At 44.2% G+C, this 24,712-nt stretch carries 23 protein-coding genes, 1 other RNA gene and 1 pseudogene; 4 read left to right on the top strand and 21 right to left on the bottom strand.

What is annotated here, in order from left to right:
• Nucleotides 1-94: 94 nt before the first annotated feature.
• From LZ23_RS08275 to LZ23_RS08190, 19 genes are all read right to left on the bottom strand, one after another.
• Nucleotides 95-292: a hypothetical protein gene (locus tag LZ23_RS08275; RefSeq protein ID WP_045213202.1), complete on the bottom strand. Its 198-nt coding sequence runs from the start codon at nt 290-292 to the stop codon at nt 95-97.
• 49 nt (nt 293-341) lie between these two features.
• Nucleotides 342-623, bottom strand: coding sequence for an HNH endonuclease (locus tag LZ23_RS08270; RefSeq protein ID WP_084590960.1), 282 nt, complete (start codon nt 621-623; stop codon nt 342-344).
• Complete coding sequence (locus tag LZ23_RS08265) at nt 620-1,834, bottom strand: DUF262 domain-containing protein (protein ID WP_052507233.1); 1,215 nt, start codon at nt 1,832-1,834, stop codon at nt 620-622. The genes LZ23_RS08270 and LZ23_RS08265 overlap by 4 nt, the downstream gene beginning before the upstream one ends.
• Nucleotides 1,834-1,998 (bottom strand): hypothetical protein, encoded by a 165-nt coding sequence (locus LZ23_RS23950; RefSeq protein ID WP_157493137.1) that lies wholly within the window; start codon nt 1,996-1,998, stop codon nt 1,834-1,836. The genes LZ23_RS08265 and LZ23_RS23950 overlap by 1 nt, the downstream gene beginning before the upstream one ends.
• Before the next feature lie 61 nt (nt 1,999-2,059).
• Nucleotides 2,060-2,911: a DEAD/DEAH box helicase gene (locus LZ23_RS08260; RefSeq protein WP_198145935.1), complete on the bottom strand. Its 852-nt coding sequence runs from the start codon at nt 2,909-2,911 to the stop codon at nt 2,060-2,062.
• A 256-nt stretch (nt 2,912-3,167) separates the two neighbouring features.
• Complete coding sequence (locus LZ23_RS08255; RefSeq protein WP_045213200.1) at nt 3,168-4,856, bottom strand: GIY-YIG nuclease family protein; 1,689 nt, start codon at nt 4,854-4,856, stop codon at nt 3,168-3,170.
• Nucleotides 4,857-4,905: 49 nt separating this feature from the next.
• On the bottom strand, nt 4,906-5,154 hold the full coding sequence (locus tag LZ23_RS08250) for an ATP-binding protein (RefSeq protein ID WP_232300441.1): 249 nt from the start codon (nt 5,152-5,154) through the stop codon (nt 4,906-4,908).
• A 133-nt stretch (nt 5,155-5,287) separates the two neighbouring features.
• On the bottom strand, nt 5,288-7,984 hold the full coding sequence (locus LZ23_RS08245) for an AAA family ATPase (RefSeq protein ID WP_045213199.1): 2,697 nt from the start codon (nt 7,982-7,984) through the stop codon (nt 5,288-5,290).
• Nucleotides 7,981-9,156 carry a metallophosphoesterase family protein gene (locus LZ23_RS08240; protein ID WP_045213197.1) on the bottom strand — a complete coding sequence of 392 codons (1,176 nt, stop codon included), beginning with the start codon at nt 9,154-9,156 and terminating at the stop codon, nt 7,981-7,983. Before LZ23_RS08240 ends, LZ23_RS08245 begins: the two co-directional genes overlap by 4 nt.
• Nucleotides 9,157-9,207: 51 nt before the next feature.
• The gene (locus tag LZ23_RS08235) at nt 9,208-12,585 is read right to left on the bottom strand and encodes a TM0106 family RecB-like putative nuclease (protein ID WP_045213195.1); all 3,378 of its coding nucleotides are present in this window, start codon (nt 12,583-12,585) and stop codon (nt 9,208-9,210) included.
• A gap of 44 nt (nt 12,586-12,629) precedes the next feature.
• A complete protein-coding gene (locus LZ23_RS25480) occupies nt 12,630-12,728 on the bottom strand; it encodes a hypothetical protein (protein WP_353740098.1) in 99 nt (32 codons plus the stop codon).
• A 26-nt stretch (nt 12,729-12,754) separates the two neighbouring features.
• Nucleotides 12,755-13,096 (bottom strand): HepT-like ribonuclease domain-containing protein, encoded by a 342-nt coding sequence (locus tag LZ23_RS08230; protein ID WP_045213194.1) that lies wholly within the window; start codon nt 13,094-13,096, stop codon nt 12,755-12,757.
• Nucleotides 13,077-13,394 carry a nucleotidyltransferase family protein gene (locus LZ23_RS08225; RefSeq protein ID WP_045213192.1) on the bottom strand — a complete coding sequence of 106 codons (318 nt, stop codon included), beginning with the start codon at nt 13,392-13,394 and terminating at the stop codon, nt 13,077-13,079. The genes LZ23_RS08230 and LZ23_RS08225 overlap by 20 nt, the downstream gene beginning before the upstream one ends.
• 49 nt (nt 13,395-13,443) lie before the next feature.
• Nucleotides 13,444-14,760: an anti-phage deoxyguanosine triphosphatase gene (locus LZ23_RS08220; protein WP_045213207.1), complete on the bottom strand. Its 1,317-nt coding sequence runs from the start codon at nt 14,758-14,760 to the stop codon at nt 13,444-13,446.
• Between the two features lie 293 nt (nt 14,761-15,053).
• Entirely contained in the window at nt 15,054-15,758 is a 705-nt protein-coding gene (locus LZ23_RS08210) for a hypothetical protein (protein ID WP_045213189.1), read from the bottom strand.
• A gap of 204 nt (nt 15,759-15,962) precedes the next feature.
• Complete coding sequence (locus LZ23_RS08205; RefSeq protein ID WP_045213187.1) at nt 15,963-16,637, bottom strand: metallophosphoesterase family protein; 675 nt, start codon at nt 16,635-16,637, stop codon at nt 15,963-15,965.
• An 86-nt stretch (nt 16,638-16,723) separates the two neighbouring features.
• Entirely contained in the window at nt 16,724-17,410 is a 687-nt protein-coding gene (locus LZ23_RS08200) for a metallophosphoesterase family protein (RefSeq protein WP_052507229.1), read from the bottom strand.
• A gap of 221 nt (nt 17,411-17,631) precedes the next feature.
• Nucleotides 17,632-19,866: a type IV secretory system conjugative DNA transfer family protein gene (locus LZ23_RS08195; protein ID WP_045213186.1), complete on the bottom strand. Its 2,235-nt coding sequence runs from the start codon at nt 19,864-19,866 to the stop codon at nt 17,632-17,634.
• Between the two features lie 148 nt (nt 19,867-20,014).
• Nucleotides 20,015-20,644, bottom strand: a complete 630-nt coding sequence (locus LZ23_RS08190; RefSeq protein ID WP_045213184.1) for an ATP-dependent Clp protease proteolytic subunit — start codon at nt 20,642-20,644, stop codon at nt 20,015-20,017.
• A 362-nt stretch (nt 20,645-21,006) separates the two neighbouring features.
• On the opposite strand from LZ23_RS08190, the gene LZ23_RS08185 reads away from it, so the two are divergent.
• The 4 genes from LZ23_RS08185 to LZ23_RS08170 are packed head-to-tail and all read left to right on the top strand — an operon-like array spanning nt 21,007 to nt 23,518.
• Nucleotides 21,007-21,237 carry a hypothetical protein gene (locus LZ23_RS08185; protein ID WP_045213183.1) on the top strand — a complete coding sequence of 77 codons (231 nt, stop codon included), beginning with the start codon at nt 21,007-21,009 and terminating at the stop codon, nt 21,235-21,237.
• Nucleotides 21,234-21,539 carry an antitoxin gene (locus LZ23_RS08180; RefSeq protein WP_084590957.1) on the top strand — a complete coding sequence of 102 codons (306 nt, stop codon included), beginning with the start codon at nt 21,234-21,236 and terminating at the stop codon, nt 21,537-21,539. Before LZ23_RS08185 ends, LZ23_RS08180 begins: the two co-directional genes overlap by 4 nt.
• A gap of 22 nt (nt 21,540-21,561) precedes the next feature.
• Nucleotides 21,562-22,188, top strand: coding sequence for a restriction endonuclease subunit S (locus LZ23_RS08175; RefSeq protein WP_045213181.1), 627 nt, complete (start codon nt 21,562-21,564; stop codon nt 22,186-22,188).
• On the top strand, nt 22,178-23,518 hold the full coding sequence (locus tag LZ23_RS08170) for an N-6 DNA methylase (RefSeq protein ID WP_045213180.1): 1,341 nt from the start codon (nt 22,178-22,180) through the stop codon (nt 23,516-23,518). Before LZ23_RS08175 ends, LZ23_RS08170 begins: the two co-directional genes overlap by 11 nt.
• Nucleotides 23,519-24,149: 631 nt before the next feature.
• Here LZ23_RS08170 and ssrA read toward each other — a convergent pair.
• Both ssrA and LZ23_RS25650 read right to left on the bottom strand, forming a co-directional pair.
• Nucleotides 24,150-24,494: a transfer-messenger RNA gene (gene ssrA / locus LZ23_RS23355) on the bottom strand.
• Nucleotides 24,463-24,712 (bottom strand): annotated as a pseudogene (locus tag LZ23_RS25650) (transposase); the annotation flags it as partial. The gene ssrA and the pseudogene LZ23_RS25650, both read right to left, overlap by 32 nt.

Below are 24,712 nucleotides of genomic sequence, written 5' to 3'. Positions count from 1 at the left end.
TTGGCTCTGGGCATATTTGCTTACAACTGGTTTTTGAGCATCGAAATGGGCGTTCTAAGGCCAATTTTAGACTATATAGAGGATATTTATACAATCAACTCAATAACTTGATTAGGTCCGACCCCAAATCTTCCTGTGCTCTGTTTCTTCTATCCCAGCGGTCCTCTTCCAGAAGCCTGGCCAGGTGGATCTTGCGCATCGTGGCCGGCAGCACATGAGGCTTTTCCAGGTCAAAGTTGTCTCCAGGCCTGGCTACCTGCACAGGAGTCAGAAAACATAGATCATTGCTCAATGGACATCAGTTATCGGGCACTACTGATTATACGCAGTATTAATTTAATCTAAATAATTTTTGAATATTTTTTACGATTGCAGGGGCCACAAAGTAACTGAAGGTTATCCCAAATAGTCTTACCACCTTTTGCTCTAGGTATAATATGATCACCATGAAGCTCATCAAAATCATCTGGCCCCTTAAAGACTCTTTTGCATTTCTCAATTGCTCCTGGGCATCTATAGCCCTTTTTAGTTCCTCCGTGTATTCGGTAATAACACCACTTCCAGTTGTCAGGAAAAGAGGGTGAGTCTGTGTCACATGGTTTTATATACTTTGGAGAGCTCATTTTTTAGCTATCTTCGCTGCTACTGTATCAAAGGCAGCGAATTGTTTTGATTGAGATGCCCACTTACCTTTAGGCTCTGGAAGGGTAACACCGAGTTCATCTGCAGCTGTTTTTCTGCTAGAATCTAAGAAAAGCCCCAGAAGATTCCATTGATCTGAAGATAGATCATTATTGACAAATCGTTTTGATAATGGCGCAATCATAAGGGCAACTATTCGATGCTTATCTACACTAACATTCTTTCCACACTCTGTGCGTATTTTATGCCACCAGTTCATGAAATTGATAAATTTATCTTTAATCTCATCTAGGCTAGGCATAAGCTTTTCTTCATTAGTTAACTCTTCTTCTTGTAGGCGGGCACAAAAAATATTTAAGACGTCATCTGAATTACCACGGTAATTTAACCTTAACTTTCTAATAGAATTAATATCTTTAATTAAATCCTGCATCTTATTCTGGTATTCTGAAATTAAATACCATAAAAACATTTCTGAGGCCTTTTGGCCTATACTGAGTTTACGACCTGACCACCATGATTGCCATAATTCAGCAGCTTCTTTATATGGCTCCCATGGCCATTTACAGTTCAAACGAGATAAAATTCTTTTCGCTGCGTTCCTTTCTTTATCAAATATGCCAACAGCCTGAATAAACTTTACTCTTTCAGATTGACTATAATAACTGAGTCTAATGTCTTGAGCGCTTAAAGGCGTACCCCCCTCATTTATTCTTCTAAAAATTTCAAGGCGAAGGCTTATATCTAGATTACTTGGCAGATTTACTAAAGTAATGTTATATGATTTAAATATTTTTTTCCAGCTATCTTCTATACAGTTGTTTTCGCTAAATGTTTTTCCCGCATAATGTGAACTACTGCCATAATATGGGCATTTATCACTCTGACTTAACTCAAATTTGTTATCATAAAAATCAATTAATGTTGTTAACCGTTGTTGTCCATCTACAATCTCTTGTACTTCTGGATCATCTTCTGAAGCAGCAAGATAAAATGACGGCACAGTCAAACGATTCAGTATCGACTCAATAAAAAGGCTTTTTTTGTTTGCATCCCATTGGTCTGAATCGCGTTGATAATCAGGAATAATTATCTCTTTCTCTTTAATTCTGGTGAGAACATTATCAAGCCTCTCATTTTGCGCTACCGTTTGAGATTTTGTCATAGGCTCGATACTTTCACAGTTGTTCATTAATTCCTCCTTATTGTTGTTTGTAAAAAATTAAGAGATTTTTTTTCATGGTCATCTACATTATTCTCTGTGGCGATTTCTGCTATTTTATCCATGGTTTTAAAACGCTGCTCTCTGAGGATTGCACCATCGCCACCAGGGATATTATTCAGTCCCTGTGCCAATCTGCCAGTCAGCAGTATGGATAAATTTTACAGGCATTTACAACTCCATAAGCTCAAAAAATTAAGATACACCAAGGCTCTCCGAGTACTCCTTGACCCAGCACAGGGCATTAACCAAAGCAACCTGCTCAGGCTGGGAGCACTTTATGGACATAAGGGCAGGGTTTGAGACAACAATTGCCAGACTTTTAGCTCTGGAAATAGCCACATTAAGCCGGTTCTTGCTGAACAGAAAATCAATATTCCTGGGCAGGTATTCCTCATTGGATGTAGCCATGGACACAATAACCACTTCTGCCTGCTGCCCCTGAAATTTATCAACTGTTCCAACCCTTGCCCCTTGTGGAAGAACAGATTTGAGCAGGTTAACCTGGAGGTTGTAGGGTGCAACCACCAGGATATTTTCAAGACCCAGGGGATGAATATTTTTGTGCTTATCCTGATATTGCTGGCTGGTCAGACTCTCAACCAGTTTCTTAACCACCTCAGCTTCTTCCTGTGACTTCTGGGAGCAGCCGTCATGCTCCACAGGTATATACCTGACTCCTGCTGGAAGCAGGGCAGAGTCAGCATTGCCACTCAGGATCAGCCTTTGATTGGAGTTGTTGGATTCAGGCTCAAGCCGGCTTTCATAGATCATGTCTGAGATAAGGGCATTGACCTCAGGGTTCATGCGCCAGGTTGTGCTTAGAAATATTCCTTTATCCGGAGGAATGGTCGCCTTGCCGTCCAGAAGGTATTCCAGGGTTGATTCACCGGATCTGCCGGGATGAACTCCCTGGATGGGCTGGCCAAGCTGCATCTGATCACCAAGTAAAACAATATTCCTGGCAGAAGTCCCCATGGCAACCATGTTGGCTAAAGCTTCTTGCCCGGCCTCATCAATGAACAGATAATCAAGTTTCTGATCCAAATTTGGACTGGAAAAAAGCCAGGCTGTACCTGCCAGGAGCTGATATTCTTCATTGAAAATCTTTTTATTATCAAAAAGGTCCTCAATAAACTCTCCCTTTATATGGGTACTTTCAAGCTGTTTATTGCTTTTTTTGGCCCCTTTGAAAGTGTAAATATGAACCTGTCCCTTAGATTTTCATTGCCTCCTGTGAAGGCAAGGCGGTTTGCCCCTTCCAGGAGCTAATTCAATTCCTGGCCCTTTGGGTCAGGACTCTTTAATCTTCAGGATGTGTTCTTCTCCATAATTCATCATACCAACCATATCCACGAGCTACCACTGCTGCTCCCCCCGAGTTTTTATTAAATTCGGTTCTTGTTTTATATTTTTCCATTTCTTTAATAATATTTTCTTTTGTCCAATCATTTGCAGGTCTTCTTTCCGGCTTCATATGAGAACAAATTTCATCTAAAAATCCCTTTCGATGTGCTTGAGCATATATATTTGGATGATTTTTTCTAAATTCAGATTTTATAGTAAACTGAATTGATATTTCAGCACATTTTTCTTTTGTCCAGAAATTATTTGGCTTTTTTATCTCTACCATGTGTGAACAGATTTCATCCAACCATTTTTCCCTTGCAGATTTACAATATGCCGCATTTGAGTTTTTTTGAAACTCACTTCTAGTATCATATTTCAATGCTTGCTCATGACATCTTTCTTTAGTCCAATGATTTTTTGGCTTAATCTTCGATTTCATATGAGTACATATTTCATCTAGCCATCCATTATTTAAGGCTTCTCGATATGCACTTACATCTTTTTTTTGAAATTCAGACCGTGATGCAAATTTAGCTGCTTCCTTTTTACACTTTTCAAAATTCCAAAATCCTTTGGGCTTTCTTAATTTCGTCATATGCGAGCAAATATCATCAAGAAAACCACCTTTAACAGCAGCGCTATGTGCTGCTGATGAACCTTTCTTAAAATCACTTTTTGCTCTATACTTTAAAGCTTCTATCTTACACTTTTCTTTTGTCCAAATTCTCCAAGGTTCTTTCTTATTCATGTGTGAACATAGTCTATCAAGTATTCCAAGTTTACTTGCAGCTGAATATGCACTTCCAGATTTTCTATGAAATTCTGTTCTACTTTTAAACTTTAAAGCCTCTTGCTCACATTTTCCTTCATCCCAAAAGTTTTTTGGATTTTGAAGTCTATCCATATGAATACAGATTTCATCTAACCAATTATTTCTAAGTGCTGAACCATATGCACTACTCGAATTCTCTTTAAAATCTTTTCTGGCTTCATATTCAAGAGCCTCCTCTAAACATTTGTTAAAATCCCAAATTAGGATAGAACCACCTGTAGCGCCAGCATTTCTAGAATTTAAAAGAATCCATCCGTTCTTATAGTACTTTTCGATATAATGTGCCTCTTGTTGAACAGCTTCTTCTAAATCAATATATTCTGTTAATCTTTTAAACATGTATGAAGATAATGTTTGCTGTAAGTGTTTATATACAGGACTATTTGTAGAAGTTAAATGCTGATTCTTTCTTACTTCTAAATTATAGCTTAAACCAACATATGCGTACTTATCTGAAAATTCAAATACGTATATCGCTCTTTTTACTTTACTACCAACTACAATCATGTGTTCGCAGCATTCCTCCAACCAACCATTCCTTTTAGCGATAGAATAACCACTTGGTGAGTTATCACTAAATTCAGTTCTAGTTTGATATTTCTTTGCTTCTTCTAGACACTTTTCTTTTGTCCAAAATCCATTTGTCTTTTTTTTAACAGGCATATGACTACAGATGTCATTTAACCAGCCACGCTTGTATGCATAACTATAAATACTGTTAGACTGAACTTTAAATGAGGTTCTATCATTAAAATTAAATGCTTTCTTTTTACATTCCTCAAAAGTATATGAGATTCTACCTTTACTCATGATTTTTCATCCTCCAATCGTGAGATCAGAACTTCCCAGTCCTGTTTAATCAAGAAATCCTAAACTCCGGAACCCCCAAATCAGCATACAAAGTAGGTCGGCATGTAAGTATAATAATCTGGTATTTCTGTGCTGATTTAGAGATGATTTTTGTCATTTTCTCAAAGCGGTCATCATCAGAATAAACCAGAGCATCATCAAGGATGACTGGCGGGGACTGGCTGCCTATTTCAGTCAAAAGATCAGCAAAAGCCAGGCGGGTTATTACAGATATCTGCTCCCTGGTTCCTATGCTCAATTGATTAAATGGCTCCTGATACCCGTTTTTAACCAACATCTCAAGCAATGGTTATTACCCTTCTATGCCAAATTCACTATCCTGACCAATATACTCCGTGCTTTCGATCCAATCTTCTGATTCCTTAAACTCATTAAACAAATTTCACGCCTTTTGCCCCAAGCCCAGCATACTCAGATGGATTACAGGTCAGCACAATAACTTGCAACCCCTTAGAGGCTGCAAGATCAAGCATGCCCTGAAGAAGCTTTATCCTGCCTGGATCAGAATTGACAAAGGCATCATCAAATACCACCGGCAAACTTCCACCATGGTCAGCTGCAAGTATTTCAGCAATGGCCAGCCTGGCAGCTGCAGCAACCTGCTCCTTAGTTCCTCCGCTTAAAGCGTCAAATGGTACATTTTGCTTATTAGGGCGTACAAGGTCAAAACCACTGAATGAACTGCCGTCATAGTTCACCTTTGCTTTAGCTTGAGGCCCGAAGACAGCTTGAAGATAAAAGGTGATTTTTTCCTCCAAGGGCTTGGTCATGGTTTCCATCAATTCTTTCTGTTGCTCCTGGAAAAGGCTGTGAAGAAGCTGAATGGACTGAGCCTTAATATTAATATTTTCAAGTCGTTCTTTAAGGTTTTTTACGTCTGCCTCAGCTCTTTGAGCATCAGCCTTAGGGTCATGAGTGCCACTGCTATTCAAGATCCCCTTATTAGTGCTTTTCTTGTCCTTGGCTGCTTCCAATTTATCAGTCTGGGTTTTTAGTGCCCTTTCAATACGGTCCTTTGCCTGTTTTAGAGAGTCAGGCATCATGTGCTGCAGATTACCAGTTGTCTCTTTTTGTTTTCTTTGCAACTCAGATACAAGCTCCTGAATATCATTTAGCTTCTTCTGGCGCTCAACATCTTCACCTGACTGTCTTAATAGCTGACTCAGTCTGGATTCTTTATCAGCAATATCTTTTTTTAAGCTGTCCAATTCCTGGTTAAGTGTGTCCAGCTCTTGTTGTGATTCTTTTAAGGCATCTTCAACTGATTTACGCTCATTTCTCATATCAGCCGCATGTTCTCTGGCTTTTGCCTCATTCTGTACTTCGGATTTTAGAGTGTTTTCCGCCTCTTCTTTATTGCCGGGTTCAGGTGCACTTTCAACATTTTGCTTTCTGCGCTTTACCTCTTCATGGATACCAGTCAGTTTTACTTCTGCATCGTTTAGTTTGGCATCCAGTGTACCATCGTCAAATCCTGCTATCTGGTTGTTAAGGGCAGTAATATTTCCTTTTATTTCTTCACGTTTTTTATAGCACTCTTCTGCTTCCTCAATAGAATTAACCCCGTAATTTACTAGAAGACCAGAAAATTTATCCTTTAGATCCTGTAATCTTTGGCGGCACTCGTTCAGAGCATCACCACCACCAGGCTTGATGCGCAACAACACATCCTGACCGACTTTAAGGTCCACAGAATCGGTGACGGTTTTTGTCGTATTCACCGAGGCTTCTTCATCGTTGATCAGAACCTGCTGATTAGACTGAACAACAGATATTTGAGCTGCCATGGAGTTTAAAACAGCCTGGTTCTCGTTTAATTCTGTTTGAGTGTCCTTCAATTCTTTCAGGTCAGACTCTGAAATATTCGGCAACTTCGCGAAATCCTTCTCTAAACCTGAAATCTGTGATTTTAGACTCTGCTTCCTGTCGAAGAATTCCTTAAGCCTCGATGTTTCTTCTTCTTGTTGAAAGTAGTCTTTCCAGGCACGGGCCAACTCGAGTTTTCCTCGAAGACCTTCAACAGTAGCGCTGGCAGCATTTTCCTCTTTTTCAGCAGCTTCTTGCTTTTTTTTAAGATTTTCTAAGTGTTTCTTAGCAGTATCCAGATTTTCTTCCCTGGGCTTTAGTTTATGTTTTAGCCCATTAATTTCTTTACGGAAGCCTTCTATGGTCTCTTCCGTATCTTTAAGGCTATTAAGCTTTTCCACTTCAATCTTAAGTTGTTCAGCCTGCTCATTTATGTCATTTTCCAGCTTTTCGGCCTGTTTAATTTGTGATAAATTCTCTTCTCTTTCACCTTGCAGCTTATCTATGCACTCATTGCACTGTTTTATCTCATCTTCCGCATTCTGGTAGTCTTCTACTGCCTGAAGCAGTTTGCTGCATTTCTCATTGGCATCTTTAAATCTTTTTTCAGCCTCAGCTAATTCCTTTTGAGCTTTATCCAATTCAGAACCTGCTTTTGGCTTTCCATCTTGTCTGAATGCTTGTTCATAAATGGATTTAAAATGCTCAGCCAAGTCAGTATCGAGTTGAGATTGAACAACTGCTGCCCCGCCAATCTTCTGCATATTCTGAATAATCCGGTCTCTTTCCTGATCAGCCTCTTTTGCCGGGTTGTCTCCACTTTTACCTTGCCAAACCCACAAATGTGCCCAGGATTTTGCCAGATCATTCGCTACTCCCCTTCCACCGCACTGACTTTCTACTGCCAGCAGTTCTGACAGGCGGTTTTCAGCTTCTTGATCGTTCCATGATTCGCCGGATTCTTTGTTCAGCTTTATTGAACCAGTTTGCCCACTAAAAATTTTAATCAGGCTGTACGTGTCGCCTTCAGCTTCAAAAACAACCTTTACTTCAGGATGGCCAGGATAGATATTTGAAACCATACTCTCTCGGGTTTCACCTGTAATCTTTGCTTTAAGAAAAAAACAACGATGCAAAGCTTCCACAAAAGTACTTTTGCCGGATTCGTTTGGGCCTTCAAAAAGAAGGCGGTCATCGTTTAGATCCACAGAAATATCTTTATGGACACGGTAATTTCTAACTGCAGCAGATTTTATTTTCATACAGCACCCCTTTGATTGATAGCTCCATACAGCTCACGCAGAGCAGTAGCTGTAACCGGATCTGGATCGGTCTCATTTTTCAACTTGTTAACAAGTTGATTCGCCACCATTGATAAAACCGGATCATTTGATCTTTGAGTCAAGCCCTCTATCTCCGCATCAGTAGGTGCTATCATAGTCTGATTACTGAGCTTTAGCCTAAGTAATCTTGCTTCCAGAGTATCAAGAATATTTACCAGTTTACTATAAGCCTCAATACCCAGGGAACCGCTCAAAATTAAACGCAAAAGGTCTTCATTAGCGCGGGATTCAATTAATTGGTTCAGCTCTTTTTGGAAAAGGTCCAGGTCATCATCCTTGGCAAAATGATAGCTCATGGATGACCATTGCAGTTTAGATGATTGAACTATTTCAACAACTGGCTCTTTGTTGCGGGATGCTTCAACAACAAGAATATTGCCAGGATTATGGCTTCCACTTTTGGGAAAACGATCAAGTTCCGGAGTTCCAGAATACCATACTTTTTCACTAATCTTTTTGCCCCCATGCCAATCTCCAAGAGCACAATAGTCAATCTCAGACATGGGCAGATTTTCAATGCTAATTCTATTTGATTCTGTCGGACCTTCTTCACCGTCAGACTCTGATGTAAACCCATGCACACTGCCATGGGCAAGAACTAACCTGGTCTTGCCTTGAAAACTCTGAAAAATATGATCATCTCTAAGCCATGCAGTGCAGTCCTGAGACTCATGTCTCCTCAGCAAAGGACAAGGAAAAATAACAACATCATCAATCTCGAATGGTTCGTATTCGAGCAATACTGTTAAGTTTGGAGCAAGCTGTTCTTTCTCCTGCAGGAAATAGTCCTGCTGCCAGACGCTACCCGGCCCACCATGATCATGGTTGCCTGGAATAGCTATGACCGGAACCTTAATTTTACCTATTGCACTGCAGGCAGCCGATACCGTAGGTTTATCTGCAGTATTGGAATCAAAAAGATCACCTGCTACTACAACAAAAGAGGCATTGGTTTTCTCAACCTCAGCGGCAATACTTTCAATAGTCTTAATTCTCTGGTTCTGAACCAGGAAACGTTTATTATCATCCTCGATTCTGGCAAAAGGCTTGCCAATCTGCCAGTCAGCAGTATGGATAAATTTTACAGACATTTATAACTCCATAAACTCAAAAAAGTTTTAAGATGCATCCAGGCTCTCCGATTACTCCTTGACCCAGCACAGGGCATTGACCAGAGCCACCTGCTCAGGCTGAGAGCACTTTATGGACATAAGGGCCGGGTTTGAGACAACAATTGCCAGGCTTTTAGCTCTGGAAACAGCCACATTAAGCCGGTTCTTGCTGAACAGGAAATCAATATGCCTGGGCAAGTATTCTTCGTTGGATGTAGCCATGGACACAATGACCACTTCTGCCTGCTGGCCCTGGAACTTGTCAACGGTGCCTACCCTTGCCCCTTGTGGAAGAACTGACTTGAGCAGATTGACCTGAAGATTGTAGGGTGCAACCACAAGGATATTTTCAAGCCCTAAAGGATGAATATTTTTGTGCTTATCCTGATATTGCTGACTGGTCAGACTCTCAACCAGTTCCTTAACCACCTCAGCTTCTTCCTGTGACTTCTGGGAGCAGCCGTCATGCTTCACAGGAATATGCCTGACCCCTGCTGGAAGCAGGGCAGAGTGAGCATTGCCATTCAGGATCAGCCTTTGATTGGCGTTGTTGGATTCAGGCTCAAGCCGGCTTTCATAGATCATGTCTGAGATAAGGGCATTGACTTCAGGGTTCATGCGCCAGGTTGTACCCAGGAATATTCCTTTATCCGGAGGGATGGTTGCCTTGCCATCCAGAAGGTATTCCAGGGTTGATTCACCGGATCTGCCGGGATGAACTCCCTGGATGGGCTGGCCAAGCTGCATCTGATCACCAAGTAAAACAATATTCCTGGCAGAAGTCCCCATGGCAACCATGTTGGCTAAAGCTACTTGCCCGGCCTCATCAATGAACAGATAATCAAGTTTCTGATCCAGTGCAGGACTGGAAAAAAGCCAGGCTGTACCTGCCAGGAGCTGATATTCTTCATTGAAAATCTTTTTATTATCAAAATGATCCTCAATAAACTCTCCCTTTATATGGGTACTTTCAAGATCTTTATTGCTTTTTTTGGCCCCTTTGAAGGAGAAACCTCTTTCTTTGGCAACATTTTCCACAGATTCAAGGAGATTTATTATGGCCTTGTGACTGTTGGATGACACTCCTACACGAAAGCCTTTTTGGAGCAGGTCCGCAATTGTCCTTGATCCGCTGTATGTTTTTCCTGAACCGGGAGGCCCCTGGATAAAGATATGACTATGATCAAGGCTGGAGATTGCCTGGCTCATTTGAGGCAGAATATCCTGGTTCTGATCAATAATTGCTGACCCCGGGGTATGGCCCTGGATGTTCGGCTGCTGACGATTAAGAAGTGACTTAATGGCCCTGTATTTTTCATCATCTGCAATAAGGCTGTCAGCAAAACGAAACACTGCTTCTTTAAGGGGATCACTGGGCACTGGACCTTTTGGACCAACATTGAACCTTACGTGTCCAAAGTTTTTATTTTTTCCAAGTGTAAAGCTCAGTTGCCGGTTTTGATCATCAACCTCCAGATTGCTCAGAGCAAGACCGTCATCAAGACAGGCAACACTGTCTCTGCTTTTAATCTTGGTTTCCTGCTCCGGAAAAGTGAAGAAGTGGCGCAAGGACCGCTTGACCTGTTCAGGAACTCTGGCTGGATCCGGAGTAACCCCTGCGATGCATTCAACATCTTCAATAAGTTCATCTTCATCCATCTCCAGGCGGGAATAATAAGCCCACCATAGTGGCTTCTCCGAGCGGCGATAAAAATCCAGCAGCTGCCAGGTCAGCTCTTTGGCGTAATCCTGACCTGTCCACTGACTTTTATCCTCGGGCAAGGGATCAATCATGCGCTTCCGGTAATCTTCAATGCGCTCTTCATGTTCATTTAGAGCGCCAATATCGGTATCATGTGTGCTGCCATCTTCTATTTCACCATGCCATGGAATGTTGTCAGGTCTCAGCTCAAGCAGCCACTCTCTCAGGAGATAAGTTGAAAGGACATCATCATAGTTGTAGTCCTCAATTTTCTTTAACAGGCCATCATCGCCTGTTTCTTTCCATTGTTCATAAAAGACGATACTGCCAGCAGCTGTCTGAACATCTCCGGATCTCTTGTCCATATAGAAACTTTCCAGATTTTTGATGGAATACCCTGGTTCTGAAACCCGGATCCCCTCACGAACAACCTTGTAAAGATCAACAAGCTTGCCTGCCCTTAAAAGGTTGTCCACAGCTGATTCTCTTGTTCCATGCATGGACATGAGCTTTTTCAGGGCTGTGGCTTCATAATGGGCATAGTGATAGATATGAGCGTCAGGATAATCCTTGAGTCTCTGGAGGACAAAATCCATGAAGTCTTCAAAGGCCTTTTTTTCCTCAGATCTGGTATGTGCCCAGAAAGCCTTGAACTCTGGATTGCCGTTCTCAAAAAGGTAAACTCCAAAAAGATACTCCAGCCCGCCTTCTTCCATGGGGTTGCCTTCCATGTCAAAAAACATATCCCCTGGTGATGGCTTGGGCATCCTGGCAAATCCGCGTTTCTCACCATCTTGATAAGGAAGCAGCTCCCAGGAATTTTTGCCTGTTTCTCTGGCTTTGAGCTGCAGAGATGCCTGTTTGGCGATCTTTTCCAGAGACTGGGGCAGAATACCAGGCACACCTGCTGATGGGTCAAGCCTTCCCAGCTGCTCAAGGGTGGTAATGCCCGAGGATTTCATTTTTTTCATCTGGGCCTTGGTAATCCCGGCCACCTGGCATAAATGATCATCCTGCAATCGTCTTTCATCACAGATATCCAGCCATCTGCAAAAAGAACAGTGATCTCGAGGATCAGGATAGGTTGAGTCAGGAGGTTGATGCCATAAATTGACACTTTGAAAAAATCTGTCCAGCAGGTTTTTGAGGTATCTGCTGTAATCTTTATATGGATAGGTCTTTTGAGTCTGATCACCCAGGACAATATACATGTTTTGCGGCTCAATTTCCTGAATAAAAGAAAGCAGGCGGGAGTAGAAGGCCAGCTGGATAACAAACCTGACTTTTGTGGACAGGCTGAGCTTGGTGTCTATCACTTCATAACTGTGCTCGCCCAGGGCAGAAGGCACGGGAACCTTGCGCATGAAATCGGCAACGCCGAATAGATTGTCTTTAATCAGGTGGCCCTGGAAAATGATATCAGCGCCCTGGCGCATGGCATTTAGAGTGGCCTGTGCTTTGGTGTGGATATCTTTTCCCTGCTCATCAATATTAACAAAGTTCAGGCCGGAATCCTTTAATTTTTGAGCATACCTGGCTTCAAAGGCCAGGCCTTTATTCTGAATGAGCTTTTGTTCTTCAGTTGCGCTGCTTCTTGGAAGTGGTGTTTCCAGATCAGTCAAATCCAGGGATGTATGATGTTCGCAGTCAAGAAAATTAAGAATATCTGCAGCAGAATAAAGAATCTTTCCGTTAGCTTTTTTCAAATCTTATCCTTTGAAGTTAAGAAAATGGATGAAATATTCTCAGCTCACAGCTTCTGAAACACAGTTCCCTGCCTGGGCAGGAAAAGGCGTTCATAGATGCGGGTGGCGTATTCATCGGTCATGCCGGCAATATAGTCACAGATGATTCCGATATAGTTTTTTTACTTTCCTATTGGACCTGCCTGAGCAGTGCTTTAAGCTTTACGCGCAGATCAGGCAGCTTGTTGAGAGCAGCATCCCAGACAATCAAATAGTCCACACCAAAGTAGTCATGAATCAGCTTATCCCTCATTCCGGAAACTTTACGCCACTCTATCTCCGGCTGCATTGCCTTGATGTCTTCAGGCAGCTTCTTTGAAGCTTCCCCAATAATCTCGATACTCCTGACAAACGCCCGCTTGAGGGTCTCATCCCGGCTGAAGGATTCATAATCAGTATCTGGAATCCGGCTCATGATATAATCAATTTCGTCCAGCATGTGACGAATGTATTCACTCGGCGATAGAGACACGCTCTACCTCCTTTAAAATATGAGGACCGATATGGGGACTCAGCCCCTCAGGGGTGACGACTTCAACATTGCGGCCAAGTATTTCTTCAAGCAGGAATGAAACTTCCATGAAATTGTCAAAAGTATGTTTATCAGGAGCAAATTCTGCAAGGATGTCAATATCGCTGGAAGATGTCTGTTCGTCCCGCACAAATGATCCGAACAGACCGATATGGGTTACGCCGAGAGAGGCAAGCCTGTCCCTGGCCTGCAGGATCAGTTCAATCAGACTTTGTTTTGTAGCGGTTCTGCTTTCCATTATAACACTCCACTTGATTTATACTGCCGCAAAAATCTGCGCCCTCAGCTCAAAGCTTCTGAAACACAGTCCCCTGCCTGGGCAGGAAGAGACGCTCATAGATACGGGTTGCGTACTCATCGGTCATGCCGGCTATATAGTCGCAGATGATTCTGTATTCCTGCTTCTTTGAAATCCGGCTGTTTAACCTGCGGGCGGATTCTCTGGTGAGAAAGCGCTCCGGGTCAGATGCAATGGCCTCAAATATCTGAATCACCAGATATTGGCCCCGAAACTCCAGGGTCTGGACCTGGGGAATCTTGACCACATTGTCCTTAACAAGGTCTTTTATGACGGACAGGATGGCTCCGGTCTGAGCATCAAGCTCTGCCCGGTACTTCAGCAGAGGATCTGAGTAATCCGGATTCTCCCGCACGGAAATGCTGGTCATAAAGGCATTGACCAGTCCGCCTATGCTCTGCTTACGCTCATATTCCTCGCTGAACAGCCGGTTCCTCAGGTCCTGAAGACTCTTTTGCCCGAGCCAGTCTTTATCAATCTTTTCTTCAACCGCTGTCCATTTGTCCCTGGTGATGAGTCCCAGGGCGATTCCGTCCTCCAGGTCATGTACGCCATAGGCAATATCATCGGCCAGTTCCAGAATGGAGGTGTCCAGAGATTTTTCAGTGGGCTTGCCATGCTTGTGAGTCCCAGGATCAGAGTGTCTGATAAAAAGCTTGCGGTCACTTTCACTAAACGGTTCAAGAATCCAGTCCACCACATCCTTTTCATCACCATGATAACATTTTGGAGGCTTCCAGTCTGATGATCTGATGATGCAGCCCTGGTCTGCTGCAGGAGATTCTTTTTTGCAGATTTCTGAATATTGTACAGGATATTTGAGAATACTCAGCAGGGTGCGCCGGGTAAGGTCAAGCCCATGATCCAGGGTATGATGCTCAATCCTGGACAGGATGCGCAGGGTCTGGCCGTTGCCTTCAAAGCCTCCGTGATCCCGCATGCAGTAGTTAAGGGCGATCTCTCCGCCGTGGCCGAAAGGAGGGTGGCCAAGGTCATGGGCCAGGCCTGCGGCAAACATGAGGTCATTGTCCGGCAGTATTTCCAGAATATGCTCATCTTCGCTCTGAAGGCCGCGGATATTCTGGACAATGCCCTTGCCGATCTGGGCTACTTCCATGGAATGGGTCAGACGGGTGCGGTGAAAGTCCCCTTCGCCTATTCCCAGAACCTGGGTCTTGGCCTGGAGCCTGCGAAAGGAGGAAGAATGAATTATACGGGCAAGATCCCGGGCTGAGTCGGTTCTCTCGTCCCTTGGACGGTCAAGTCTTGCTTGACTGCGGCGCTCATTCTGAAGGGAAATGTCCATAAGATGCAACGTACAGGTTCAGATGTTGAAGGAAGCGGTAAAAGTCTGTCTGCAGACTCTGTCTTTCTAATTCCCGGGGCAGCAGCAGGAGGAGTGGTATCTGGTCAGCAAGTGAACAAACAAAATCTTTATTATCATTCTCACAGGCAGACAAAGTCAAATTCTCCCCTACCCTATGGAATAAAATAAATCAATACAAAAATATAATCAGACAATAAATTCTGACGCGGGAACCGCAGCAGTGCATTGAGCTCAAGGGATAAAGGCAGGGCCTGCTCTTCTGCCCTGCCTCTTCAGAAACAAATATCTTCGGTTTCCTCATAGGCATCCAGCCAGCCTGGGCCTTTTCTTTTTTTCATTTTCTCAAATTCAACTCTTAATTCATCCAGAGACTTCCTGTAGCAGACCGGGTCAAGACAATCATCCACTACCGTCACCAGTTCTTTGATGATAATTCTGTCCTGACAGGTAATAACCAGACCGATGTCATCGGCTGGATTGCCGTAGCCGTGAAATCCGTACTGGCGGAGCATGCTCAGACATTTATTCAAGCTGGGGCGGTGATCATTTGACAGCTTATATTCTTGACAGTGTCTTCTGGGTCTAACTCCCCAGGTGTGAAAATAATGAAATCTGGTAAGTTCAATAAGCTCTTTCTGCCTGAGATGCTTATTGCGCGGAATAAGCTTGTGAAACTCTGCCGAACGCTTGAGCACAGCCTGCCCGAACTCCCGTCCGAGGGAGTTGATGACCTTCATGTCCGGCTCTTTGCTGATGTCGACAATTTTTGTTCCCTGCTGCAGCTTAACCCTGAACAGTGCCTCTCCGAAGAACAGGGCCTCCTTCCAGTCATGCGAAAGGTAAGTGCCGACTCCCAGACATTCTCCGCTCCCGAACCTTTTACCGTGCTCGCTCCTCCAGATGAGATTTTTAAAGCCTGCTTTCTGGATTGATTTCACATTCCCCGGCAGTGTGCCATGATAATAGTCTAATCTCACAGGCAATGCTCCCTTGGTTATGATCTCATGGGAATAATCCGTGCTTCTTCACACCAGGCTGTTCACCCCCCCAGCCCGAATCTGCCTCCCTTCCCCAGCTACACTCTTAACATTTCCAGCCATGCTGAAAGTGCACAATTTAAGGCATATATTGTACATTCCCAGCCATGCTGAAAATGTACAACATATGCGATTCTCAGTCTGCTAAATGAGGCAGTATGCCCCTCCATCAAGACTGATGACTTTTATGCCGTTATCCAGAAAGATTTTCCGGTCACGGTGCAGATGACCGTGAACAATGGTTTTTACTTCCAGGAGTTCGGCCAGATCATTTATTTCTTTAAAGCCGTAACTATGCCAGTCAGGAGCCATGTGGGTTGCCAGAATATCTGCAGGACCCTGATCAAACAGAATATCGAAATCTTCGGGAAATATTGCTGTCCAGCCTCTGAGGGGCAAACCTGCCTGCATGCAGTTCTCAGGAAGTGCACCCTCGAGACCTTCCCCTGGGGCCAGGCGGGTCAGGTAATCCTGCCTCCTGTTCCACTTAGGCTTACCTTCCCCGTCCTGTGGATGCCAGACTTCCTGCCGGAATTCTCCGCCAAGTCCGGCAATGCGCACTCCGGCTATTTCAACCACTCTGTTTCCAAGGTTGAAATCCCAGTGGGAAAAATGGTTTTTTAAGAATACCGTCTGATCACTGTCGTGATTGCCCAGTATCCACCACACCGGACAGGGTATATCCAGTACTATCCGGTCAAGTGGAGTTTCCGGCTGCTGATCACCCACAAGGATCACGGCCTCAGGGTGCAGTTCCTGTGCAGCCTTGATGACAGGCTTGAAATCGCCGTGTGGGTCGCCCATGAATAATATGCTCATTGTGATGTCCTTATAAAATATTTCTCTAGCCCACTCGAAGACTCGTTAGAGACGCTGAGGGCGCTGAGAAGAGAAGCTGCTTTTTCTCAAAACTCTTCAGTATCCAGTACATAGTACCCCATGCCCTGAAAATGCCTTTCCCTTGAAAGAATCCCCAGGCCCACAACCTTAACCCCGTTTCCCATTACTGATTCATAGAATTCATGGTGGTGGCCGTGGATAATCATTTTTACATTCAGAAGCCCGGCCAGATGGTCAATGTCCTTGAATCCGTGCAGGTGGGTGCTGGGTGGCTGGTGACAGACCAGTACATCAGCCGGACCCTTTGATTTCAAAGTCTCAATATCTTCCGGAAAAATTGTTGACCAGTGCTTTCTTGGCAGCCAGCCCTGAAACCTGGTGTTCGGTCTTGAATGTTCCAGAAAAGCCTCCCGGTCGTAAAACCGCCAGCTGGATTCCTGCCTGGAATGCCAGACTGAAGCCCTGAACACGCCTCCCAGGGCGGCAATGCGCACTCCGCCGAACTCAATCACCCTGCAGTTGATATTTTTATCCCAGGCAGGTAGATGGTTCTTAAGAAAGCGGTCCTGGTCAGTATCATGATTGCCCAGGATAAAGCGTACCTTACAGGGAAACCTGTGCATTACTTCATCCATGGGTTCTTCAGGGGTCTGATCTCCTGCAAGGATGGCCAGATCTGCCTGCTCTGCTGCTGCAATGGCTGCAGCCTGGTCCAGAAGTCCGTGAGGATCGCCGATAAATACAATTTTCATGAGATTTTCCTTAAATGTCGAATTTCGAATTATGAGTTATGAGTTATTACAGAATTTTAATGATATTTTTGGTGGCAGCGGTAATTATTATTCCCTTCTGCTCCAGCTGCGGGAACTGAGATAATTCTGACCGTCTGAGCATCTGCAAATATAAACTTTTCCGGGCCAGATTCATTAATCGCGGGGAGCATGCTCCCCGCGAATGATTTTACATGTATGCATTAGAACGGAGGTTCATCGTCCGTAACTGTTTCTGTAGAGCACATGCCCGGAGTTCGGGAAGACGGTTCACCAGATTTGAGCTTTCTGCAGTCCGGACATACAGGTACAGAATATCGCTTTGATTTTCCCTGGCATGGTTTCCCGCAGCAATAACAGGTGCTGAGACTGGCCAGAGATGCACTGCGGATTATCTCCTGCACAAGCTGATCTTCTTCCCTGCCAAGGCCTCTGGTGTCTGCCTCTATCGCAAGCCTGTTGTCATGCTCGGCAATATTTTTTATTGTAATCTTATCTGAAACTTGAATGATGTTGTCCAGGGCATTAAATATGATGCCTGACCAGCCGACAGCATTCAAACTTACCTGCTCGAAAGGTTTCAAAAGAATCTGACCGTATCTTTCTCCAAGTTCTTCATCAAATAACTCCAAATCGATATCATCAACCAGACAGCAGGCCTGCGCCCTTGAGGCAGAGCCATGCTGACCGCCGCATATATGACAGCATCCGGCCAGCTGTCTGTAAACTGTTTTTCTGAAACGAGTTATTTTTTGTTCACTGCCGTCAACTTTAACTTTTGACTCATTTGTACTCACTGAGAGCTCCAATATAACAATTTTCTGCCTTGCTGCCGTTTCAGCTGCTTTGCTTATAACTGCGGCCCAGCCGGCGGCCAGTTGCGGATTTTCAGTATCAAGCTCAACCCTGCTGTCCTGGGAAAATGCCTCTGGAGCTTTATTGTAGATTGCTTCCAGTATTTCTGATTCTCTGGTCCACTCAGGCCCCCTGAGAAATAACTCCACAGGTCTCAGATCAAATCCTGATCCTCCCCATGAACTGCAGGTCTCAGGAACAGGCAGAGAATTGATGAATGACGTTATTGAATCGTGAACCTGCTGTGCATTTTCAATACTTACTGTCAACCGCCGCTCCGGCAGAGCATACTTGACCACAATGGCCTCTCCAGGCCCAAGGTCCTGGACTTTTATGCCGGGTGAAAATGAATTTTCAACCCAGATATCTGTTGCTGCATCATCGTTCTGCATGATTATCTTGCACCCGAAGTTGGACAGCATGGACCTGACCGCGTGCTCGCACCCGCTTCTATAAAGGCTGGACATGTTCTGAGTAGCCATGACATTGATAACTTTGAATTCCCTGGCCTTGGAAACCCAGCTGAAATCATCCAGGGATGAATTTTCATCCAGATGCAGAATATCCTGAAATTCATCCATGAGGCAAAGTACATAGTCATGATCAGATATCTGATCTTCATGATCGAAGCGTGAGTAGACAGCGCTGTAAAAACGTTCCTTGAGCATCCTGGCCAGCCTGTTGCCCGGCCCCCCGCTCTTAACTGAAAACCTGATCACTACCATTTTTTTCTGTCTTAAAATCAGATCTTCAAGGTCCACCCCGGGTCCGTCCACGGAAGACAGATTATCAGCCAGAGACCCTGACGCAAATTCCTCCAGAAATTTCCTGGGCAAGGCCAGTCTCCATGCCACCTGCTGGTCCCAGTCTTTTTGGTGGCTTTTAGTTTTGGCTGGAACAAGTATGCTGAAATTGTCAGACTCCACTCGCGCCTTCAGACCCAGGTGATCAGGATTTGAATGGTCCATGCAGCTCAGAAAATATTTCCAGGTCTTCTGGGCCATCTCCTGATCATTGATAAGCCTGGCAATCAGGGCCAGACTCGGGGCAAAGCCTTTGCCCGGCCTCATTTTTTCTATAAAGTATAATGTCCTGCACACCTGCTGAACCATCCCTGTTCCCTTAAAATGCCAGTCAACGTTGTTGGTCTTTTTCACCTTTTCCATAATCAGGCTTTCCAGTATCTGGCACTGCTCATCAAGACTGTAGCATTTAAGAATATTTATTGGCTGAGCAGTATCATGCGTGCCTATTTCAATTATATCCGCCTCTCTGCCGCAGGTAGCGGCAAGCTTTCGCACAGATCCGGTAAAGTTATTTTTGACGTCAATTATCAGGCCGCCCATTGTCTCTTTCAGAGCTTTTTCCAGAACAGGCAAAGTATGTGTGGATGTCTTGCCGCACCCGGTTATGCCCAGAATCATAAGATTATGATTGGCCTCTTTCATGGATATACTGTATCCGGAGTCAAAGGTAATTAATGCTTCACGGTCCTGGTACTGAGGTTCAGCCGGCTGACTGCTCTTGTCTTTTCGAGACAGAAAGCCAACAGGCCTGGCTTTGGCGGCAACATTTGATTTCATAACAATCCTCCTGTAAGGTTTCGAAATACAGTATATATTATACTGATAGACAATTGGTGAAAATAATACTCCCTGGCACTGCAGAGAGCTTAAATGAAGCATTTTTAAGGGTTAAGCAGAAAGATTCTGGTTCAGATTTGAATAAAACTTATGAACTTGAGATACTGCTGTTTTGACTGAGAAGCTGATCAATTTCAGATCTTGAATTGAGGATGTGATCGATAAGCCCGTAATCCCTGGCTTCAGCCGGACTCATGTAGTAATCTCTGTCAGTATCATGCTCCAGTCTAACCATGTCTGTTCCAGTATGCCTGGACATGATTTCATTGAGGCTCTTCTTGAGCTTGATTATTTCCCTGGCCTGTATGTCAATATCCGTAGCCTGCCCCTGAAATCCTCCCATGGGCTGATGGATAAGTATCCGGCTGTGGGGCAGTGCGTAGCGCATTCCCGGCTCTCCTGCGGCCAGGAGCAAAGCTCCCATGCTGGCGGCCTGCCCCATGCACAAGGTGGCCACTGGAGCGGAAATGTACTGAATTGTGTCATAAATGGCCATGCCTGCAGTGACTGATCCGCCCGGGGAATTGATGTACAGGTTTATTTCCATTTCCTGATTTTCCGACTCAAGAAACAGCAGCTGAGCACAGACAAGATTGGCAATGTCATCACTTACAGGAACGCCCAGAAACACTATCCTGTCCCTGAGAAGCCTGGAATAGATGTCATAGTGCCGTTCTGTCCTGCCCTGACTCTGAACCACCGTGGGAATGTAATTCATCCTTCCTCCTTGAAACTACAGATTTACCGGGGGCCTGGAAACAGTCAACACCCGCTTGCGAACTTGACGTTTCCGGCTAACTTGAAATGCAGTATTATATATAATGCTGGAAATGTCAAGAAAAATTTTGCTTTCTGGTTATTTTTTCAGGAAGTGCTTGACACGCAATAAAAACCTGTAATACATAGTGACTATGCACAGCAGAGCCAGGCGGCAGAATAGAGACAGGGCCGGAAAAACCAGCATTTACAGAAGTTGTTCACTGCCATGATGTAAATTACAGTATATTAAATAATTCAAAATGTCAAGAAAAATTTGATAATTGTGGAAAAAGGGCTTTAACTGACTGCTGAATATTCAGCATGATTGACAAAAGGCATCCATTTTTCCAAGCCGTAAATACACAAAAAAATACGGTTTATCAGCGTGTTGAAAAAGTCCTTATTCAACTGGCTGTTCAAAAATTCCAAGTGCAAGGAGCAAAAAAAGTTCAAGATCGCAGCGTATTTATGATACGTAAGAGTTTGAACTTTTTGCAGCGACGCAGCAATTGGGAGATTTTCAACTGTCAGTTAATGGGAGGGAAACAATGAATACATTAAGAGAAAAAGCATTCATGCCGGTGGATCAGCAAGAAAAAGATCTAATGGAATCCATTGAGCGCAGCCAATGGCAGCCCGTTGAAAATCCGGATCAGGAAAGAAAGCATGCAATGGAGGCTGCTCGAAATACCCTGAATACCCTGAAAAAGGACAAGCGAATCAATCTTCGGCTTTCACAAAAAGACTACCACCAGATACAAATAAAGGCACTTGAGGAAGGCATACCCTGTCAAACTCTCATTTCAGGCATTGTACATAAACACCTCAACGGCTCCCTGATACCCCGAACATAAACTGCCGCAGCAGTCCCAGACTATGAACACGGAAAGCAAAAATAATATGGCTAAAGAAGAGCTTAAGAAGCTTGTAAACATAAGATCCGGCTATTCCACGAGAACCCGGCTTACCCGGAGCGGGTCCGGAGGCATTAAGGTTATCCGGCCGGCCGACATCTCCATGTGGCAGCCTGTTGACTACACAAGCCTTCAGATCATGGACATAAGTCCCAGAAGCGCTGAATCTCACTATCTAAAGTCCGGTGAAATTCTTTTCTGGGGGCGGTCAGGTCAGATTTATTCTGTTCTGCTTGACCAGGTTCCAGAAGGAGTTGTTGCAGCAGGCAGCTTTCTTGTCCTGACAGTCCATTCAGGACAAACTCGTTTGCTTCCTGAATATCTGAACTGGTTCCTTAATTCCAGAGGTGCTGTCCGCTATTTCCAGATGATTACCGGGGACTCGCCTCAAAGAGTAGTGACCAAAGCCGCGCTTGAAAATCTGAACATCCCCCTTCCAAAACCCAGTGATCAGTTCCAGATTGTTAAGACCTGGAATCTTTTGCTTGAAGAAAAGGAATTGACCATGGAAAGACTCAAAATCAGAGAAGAACTGGTAAATGCCGTTATAGAAGACACTATAGAGGAAAGCGTCGCAGATGAAAGATAATCCGTTTCACGATCTGATATCCACTTGCCTGGAACATATCAAGAACAGTCCTGGCCAGGATGAAAACACTTATATGAGTACTTTTTCCCTTGTATTGTGGAAAAGACTTTCAGAAAAAACAGGGGATCAGGGTTTTGCAGAGGCCCGGACAAAGGCTGTTGTAAAAGATCAGGCTGCTGAACTGATTCACAAGGGCATGATCAGGTTTGAAGAAAAATATCCGAATGAGACAAAAGGGATGTTCGATCTGATACTGAAGCATGGTTCATATTATAATGAAGATGGAAACATGCTCATTAGACTGCTGGACTATCTGAACGATATATCCTTACAGAACATCTTTGAAAGAGGATCAGCGCATGAATATGTTGAAGCTATGGAAGAATTATCTTTTTATAGTCCGCTTAAAGGAAAATTCAGCGTACCTGTATCCATACCCAGACTGATACGGAGTGTTCTGTCCATCCAGGAAAAAGACAGGGTTTTCTCTTTCGGGTGTGCTCCGGTCATAAGTATCCTTGATTATTTCATCAATGAAAAGAGTTCGCTTATTTTTGCCCAGGACGTAAATATCCGTTTTGCCATTATGGCCAAGGTCCTGCTGGCTTTGTTCAATATTGACCACTCCAGGATCGTGCCTCAGAACTTTGTTGAGCAGCCAGCTTTTGTTAAAGACGGCAAACTTGAAACTTTCGACTGTGTATTCGGCATTCCGCATATGGGTAAAATCTCCGCTGATCTGGCCGAGAAACTGCGAAATGATCCTTATGGCCGTTTCCCTGATCTTCTTTTTGATCGTTTTTCCAAAGAACTGGTCACGCTGGCCCATGCCCTGAAAGTATTGCGGCCCAAAGCGGGACGAGGCGCCATACTTCTTCCCCAGAGATTCCTAAGCATGATGAATACCCGCAAAATAAGAACTTACATGGTTTCCATGAACTTTGTTGATACCATTGCCACCCTGCCCCGCTTTCTTTTTCCCGGCCTGACCATGGATCTGGCCCTGCTTGTTTTCAGAATGGATAAACAGGACAAAAAGGTTAATTTTATTGATGCTGAGCCGCTTTGCAATAAGGCAGACAGAAGCATTGACCAGAAAAAATTCCTGGAGATATATTTCAACAGAGCAGACAGCAAACATTCCATGCTGGTGGACAATACCAAAATACTTGGCCATGACTCCAGCCTGTTTCCATCTGTTTATCAAAATATAAAGCCGGACAAGGAAAGAAAAAGCGTACAGCATCTCAGAGATGAGCTGTCCGGTATTGACGGCAGGCTGCGGGAGGTGCAGAAAAGACTGGATAGCAGGCTGGGCCGGAGCGAATGAAACATGTTGTGCCTGAGTGAGTGAACATCAGCTGACACTGGCCGACAGACAGGCTGTCTCGAAGATATTGATGGTTTTCTCAATAACTGATTATTCTAGCCCCCAATATGCAATGCATGTCTGATTATTTTTTCCCAGTGCGACCAGTTACGTCATAGTTACAAGGTATACTCCTGAACATAACCGGGCAGCACTGAAATATGCTTATTTAATAGCGGTGCTGCATTTTTTAAGAATCTCTGCTTTACAGTTCGTGTGTGACCAGAAGTCCAAACTACTCTCTTTTTTTCAAACCATTCATAAAAAAAATGGGGGGGGTACAGCAGGGTATATAATATCTATCAAGAAAAATATACCCCAAGTGTTCAACGACAATTATCTTTCCCTGTCAACGACAATTATAATTCCCATCAGCCACTCCCAAATAATCACTCTTTAATCACCCTCAATGTCCAAAGTTAGTTGTCTGTTTGGACGAGCTCAGAGGGAGGCCCAGAGGAGGCCCCCCGGGGGGCCTCCTCTGGGAGCAAAAAATGTTAGCTTTCCCTGCTTCCTTTATTTTGCTGGGACTTTTCCAACCGGTAACTTGGCAAATTAAGTTCCAGGATAACACAGTGGTGAACCAGCCGGTCAATGGCTGCGGCGGGAGTCGAACCCGCGTCCAGGAATGTTCCACACAGAGCTTCTACAGGCATAGTCCGACTTTATATCTCGCAATGAAGTAAGCCTCGGACAGGCATCTTCAAAGCCAGTCTCAACTTGTCTTACCATTCATCGCCTTGAGACAGGGCTATGAATGGGCAACCTGATGGGGTGTCGTCGCTTCCATTAGGCTTATCAGGCATGGGCCAGAGGAAACGTGGCTGATCTAAGCAGCCAGTGCGTAATCGTTGTTTTTGGCAACTAATCTTTGTTTTCTTTAGGGTCGGACCTAACCATCATCCTTAAATATCAGGATAAATATCCCAAAACAGCCTATTTTCGGAGCTTAGAAGCCCCATTTTACCCTCAAAAACATCATTGTAAGCCGATACAGGTTCTTTCAGTGCGTACATCCCTGACTTGCCTACTTCATGGACCCTGCGGCCGCAAGCTCTGCTGCCAAGCATTTCCTTGACCTTTTCGACAAAATCTTTGCAGCCCACTGCAACACCTTCAGTCCAGTCGGCTTGCCTTGGAGTTCTCTCATCCAAT

This window comes from Desulfonatronovibrio magnus (genome assembly GCF_000934755.1).
In the GTDB taxonomy this organism is placed as follows: domain Bacteria; phylum Desulfobacterota; class Desulfovibrionia; order Desulfovibrionales; family Desulfonatronovibrionaceae; genus Desulfonatronovibrio; species Desulfonatronovibrio magnus.
This window is presented reverse-complemented; position numbering and strand designations above follow the sequence as displayed.

What these genes read in the sequence shown, in the direction of transcription:
- LZ23_RS08270 (WP_084590960.1), bottom strand. Translation starts at nt 623, where the DNA reads ATGAGCTCTCCAAAGTATATAAAACCATGTGACACAGACTCACCCTCT.
- LZ23_RS08265 (WP_052507233.1), bottom strand. Translation starts at nt 1,834, where the DNA reads ATGAACAACTGTGAAAGTATCGAGCCTATGACAAAATCTCAAACGGTA.
- LZ23_RS08255 (WP_045213200.1), bottom strand. Translation starts at nt 4,856, where the DNA reads ATGAGTAAAGGTAGAATCTCATATACTTTTGAGGAATGTAAAAAGAAA.
- LZ23_RS08245 (WP_045213199.1), bottom strand. Translation starts at nt 7,984, where the DNA reads ATGAAAATAAAATCTGCTGCAGTTAGAAATTACCGTGTCCATAAAGAT.
- LZ23_RS08240 (WP_045213197.1), bottom strand. Translation starts at nt 9,156, where the DNA reads ATGTCTGTAAAATTTATCCATACTGCTGACTGGCAGATTGGCAAGCCT.
- LZ23_RS08225 (WP_045213192.1), bottom strand. Translation starts at nt 13,394, where the DNA reads ATGGAAAGCAGAACCGCTACAAAACAAAGTCTGATTGAACTGATCCTG.
- LZ23_RS08220 (WP_045213207.1), bottom strand. Translation starts at nt 14,760, where the DNA reads ATGGACATTTCCCTTCAGAATGAGCGCCGCAGTCAAGCAAGACTTGAC.
- LZ23_RS08205 (WP_045213187.1), bottom strand. Translation starts at nt 16,637, where the DNA reads ATGAGCATATTATTCATGGGCGACCCACACGGCGATTTCAAGCCTGTC.
- LZ23_RS08200 (WP_052507229.1), bottom strand. Translation starts at nt 17,410, where the DNA reads ATGAAAATTGTATTTATCGGCGATCCTCACGGACTTCTGGACCAGGCT.
- LZ23_RS08195 (WP_045213186.1), bottom strand. Translation starts at nt 19,866, where the DNA reads ATGAAATCAAATGTTGCCGCCAAAGCCAGGCCTGTTGGCTTTCTGTCT.
- LZ23_RS08190 (WP_045213184.1), bottom strand. Translation starts at nt 20,644, where the DNA reads ATGAATTACATTCCCACGGTGGTTCAGAGTCAGGGCAGGACAGAACGG.
- LZ23_RS08185 (WP_045213183.1), top strand. Translation starts at nt 21,007, where the DNA reads ATGATTGACAAAAGGCATCCATTTTTCCAAGCCGTAAATACACAAAAA.
- LZ23_RS08180 (WP_084590957.1), top strand. Translation starts at nt 21,234, where the DNA reads ATGAATACATTAAGAGAAAAAGCATTCATGCCGGTGGATCAGCAAGAA.
- LZ23_RS08175 (WP_045213181.1), top strand. Translation starts at nt 21,562, where the DNA reads ATGAACACGGAAAGCAAAAATAATATGGCTAAAGAAGAGCTTAAGAAG.
- LZ23_RS08170 (WP_045213180.1), top strand. Translation starts at nt 22,178, where the DNA reads ATGAAAGATAATCCGTTTCACGATCTGATATCCACTTGCCTGGAACAT.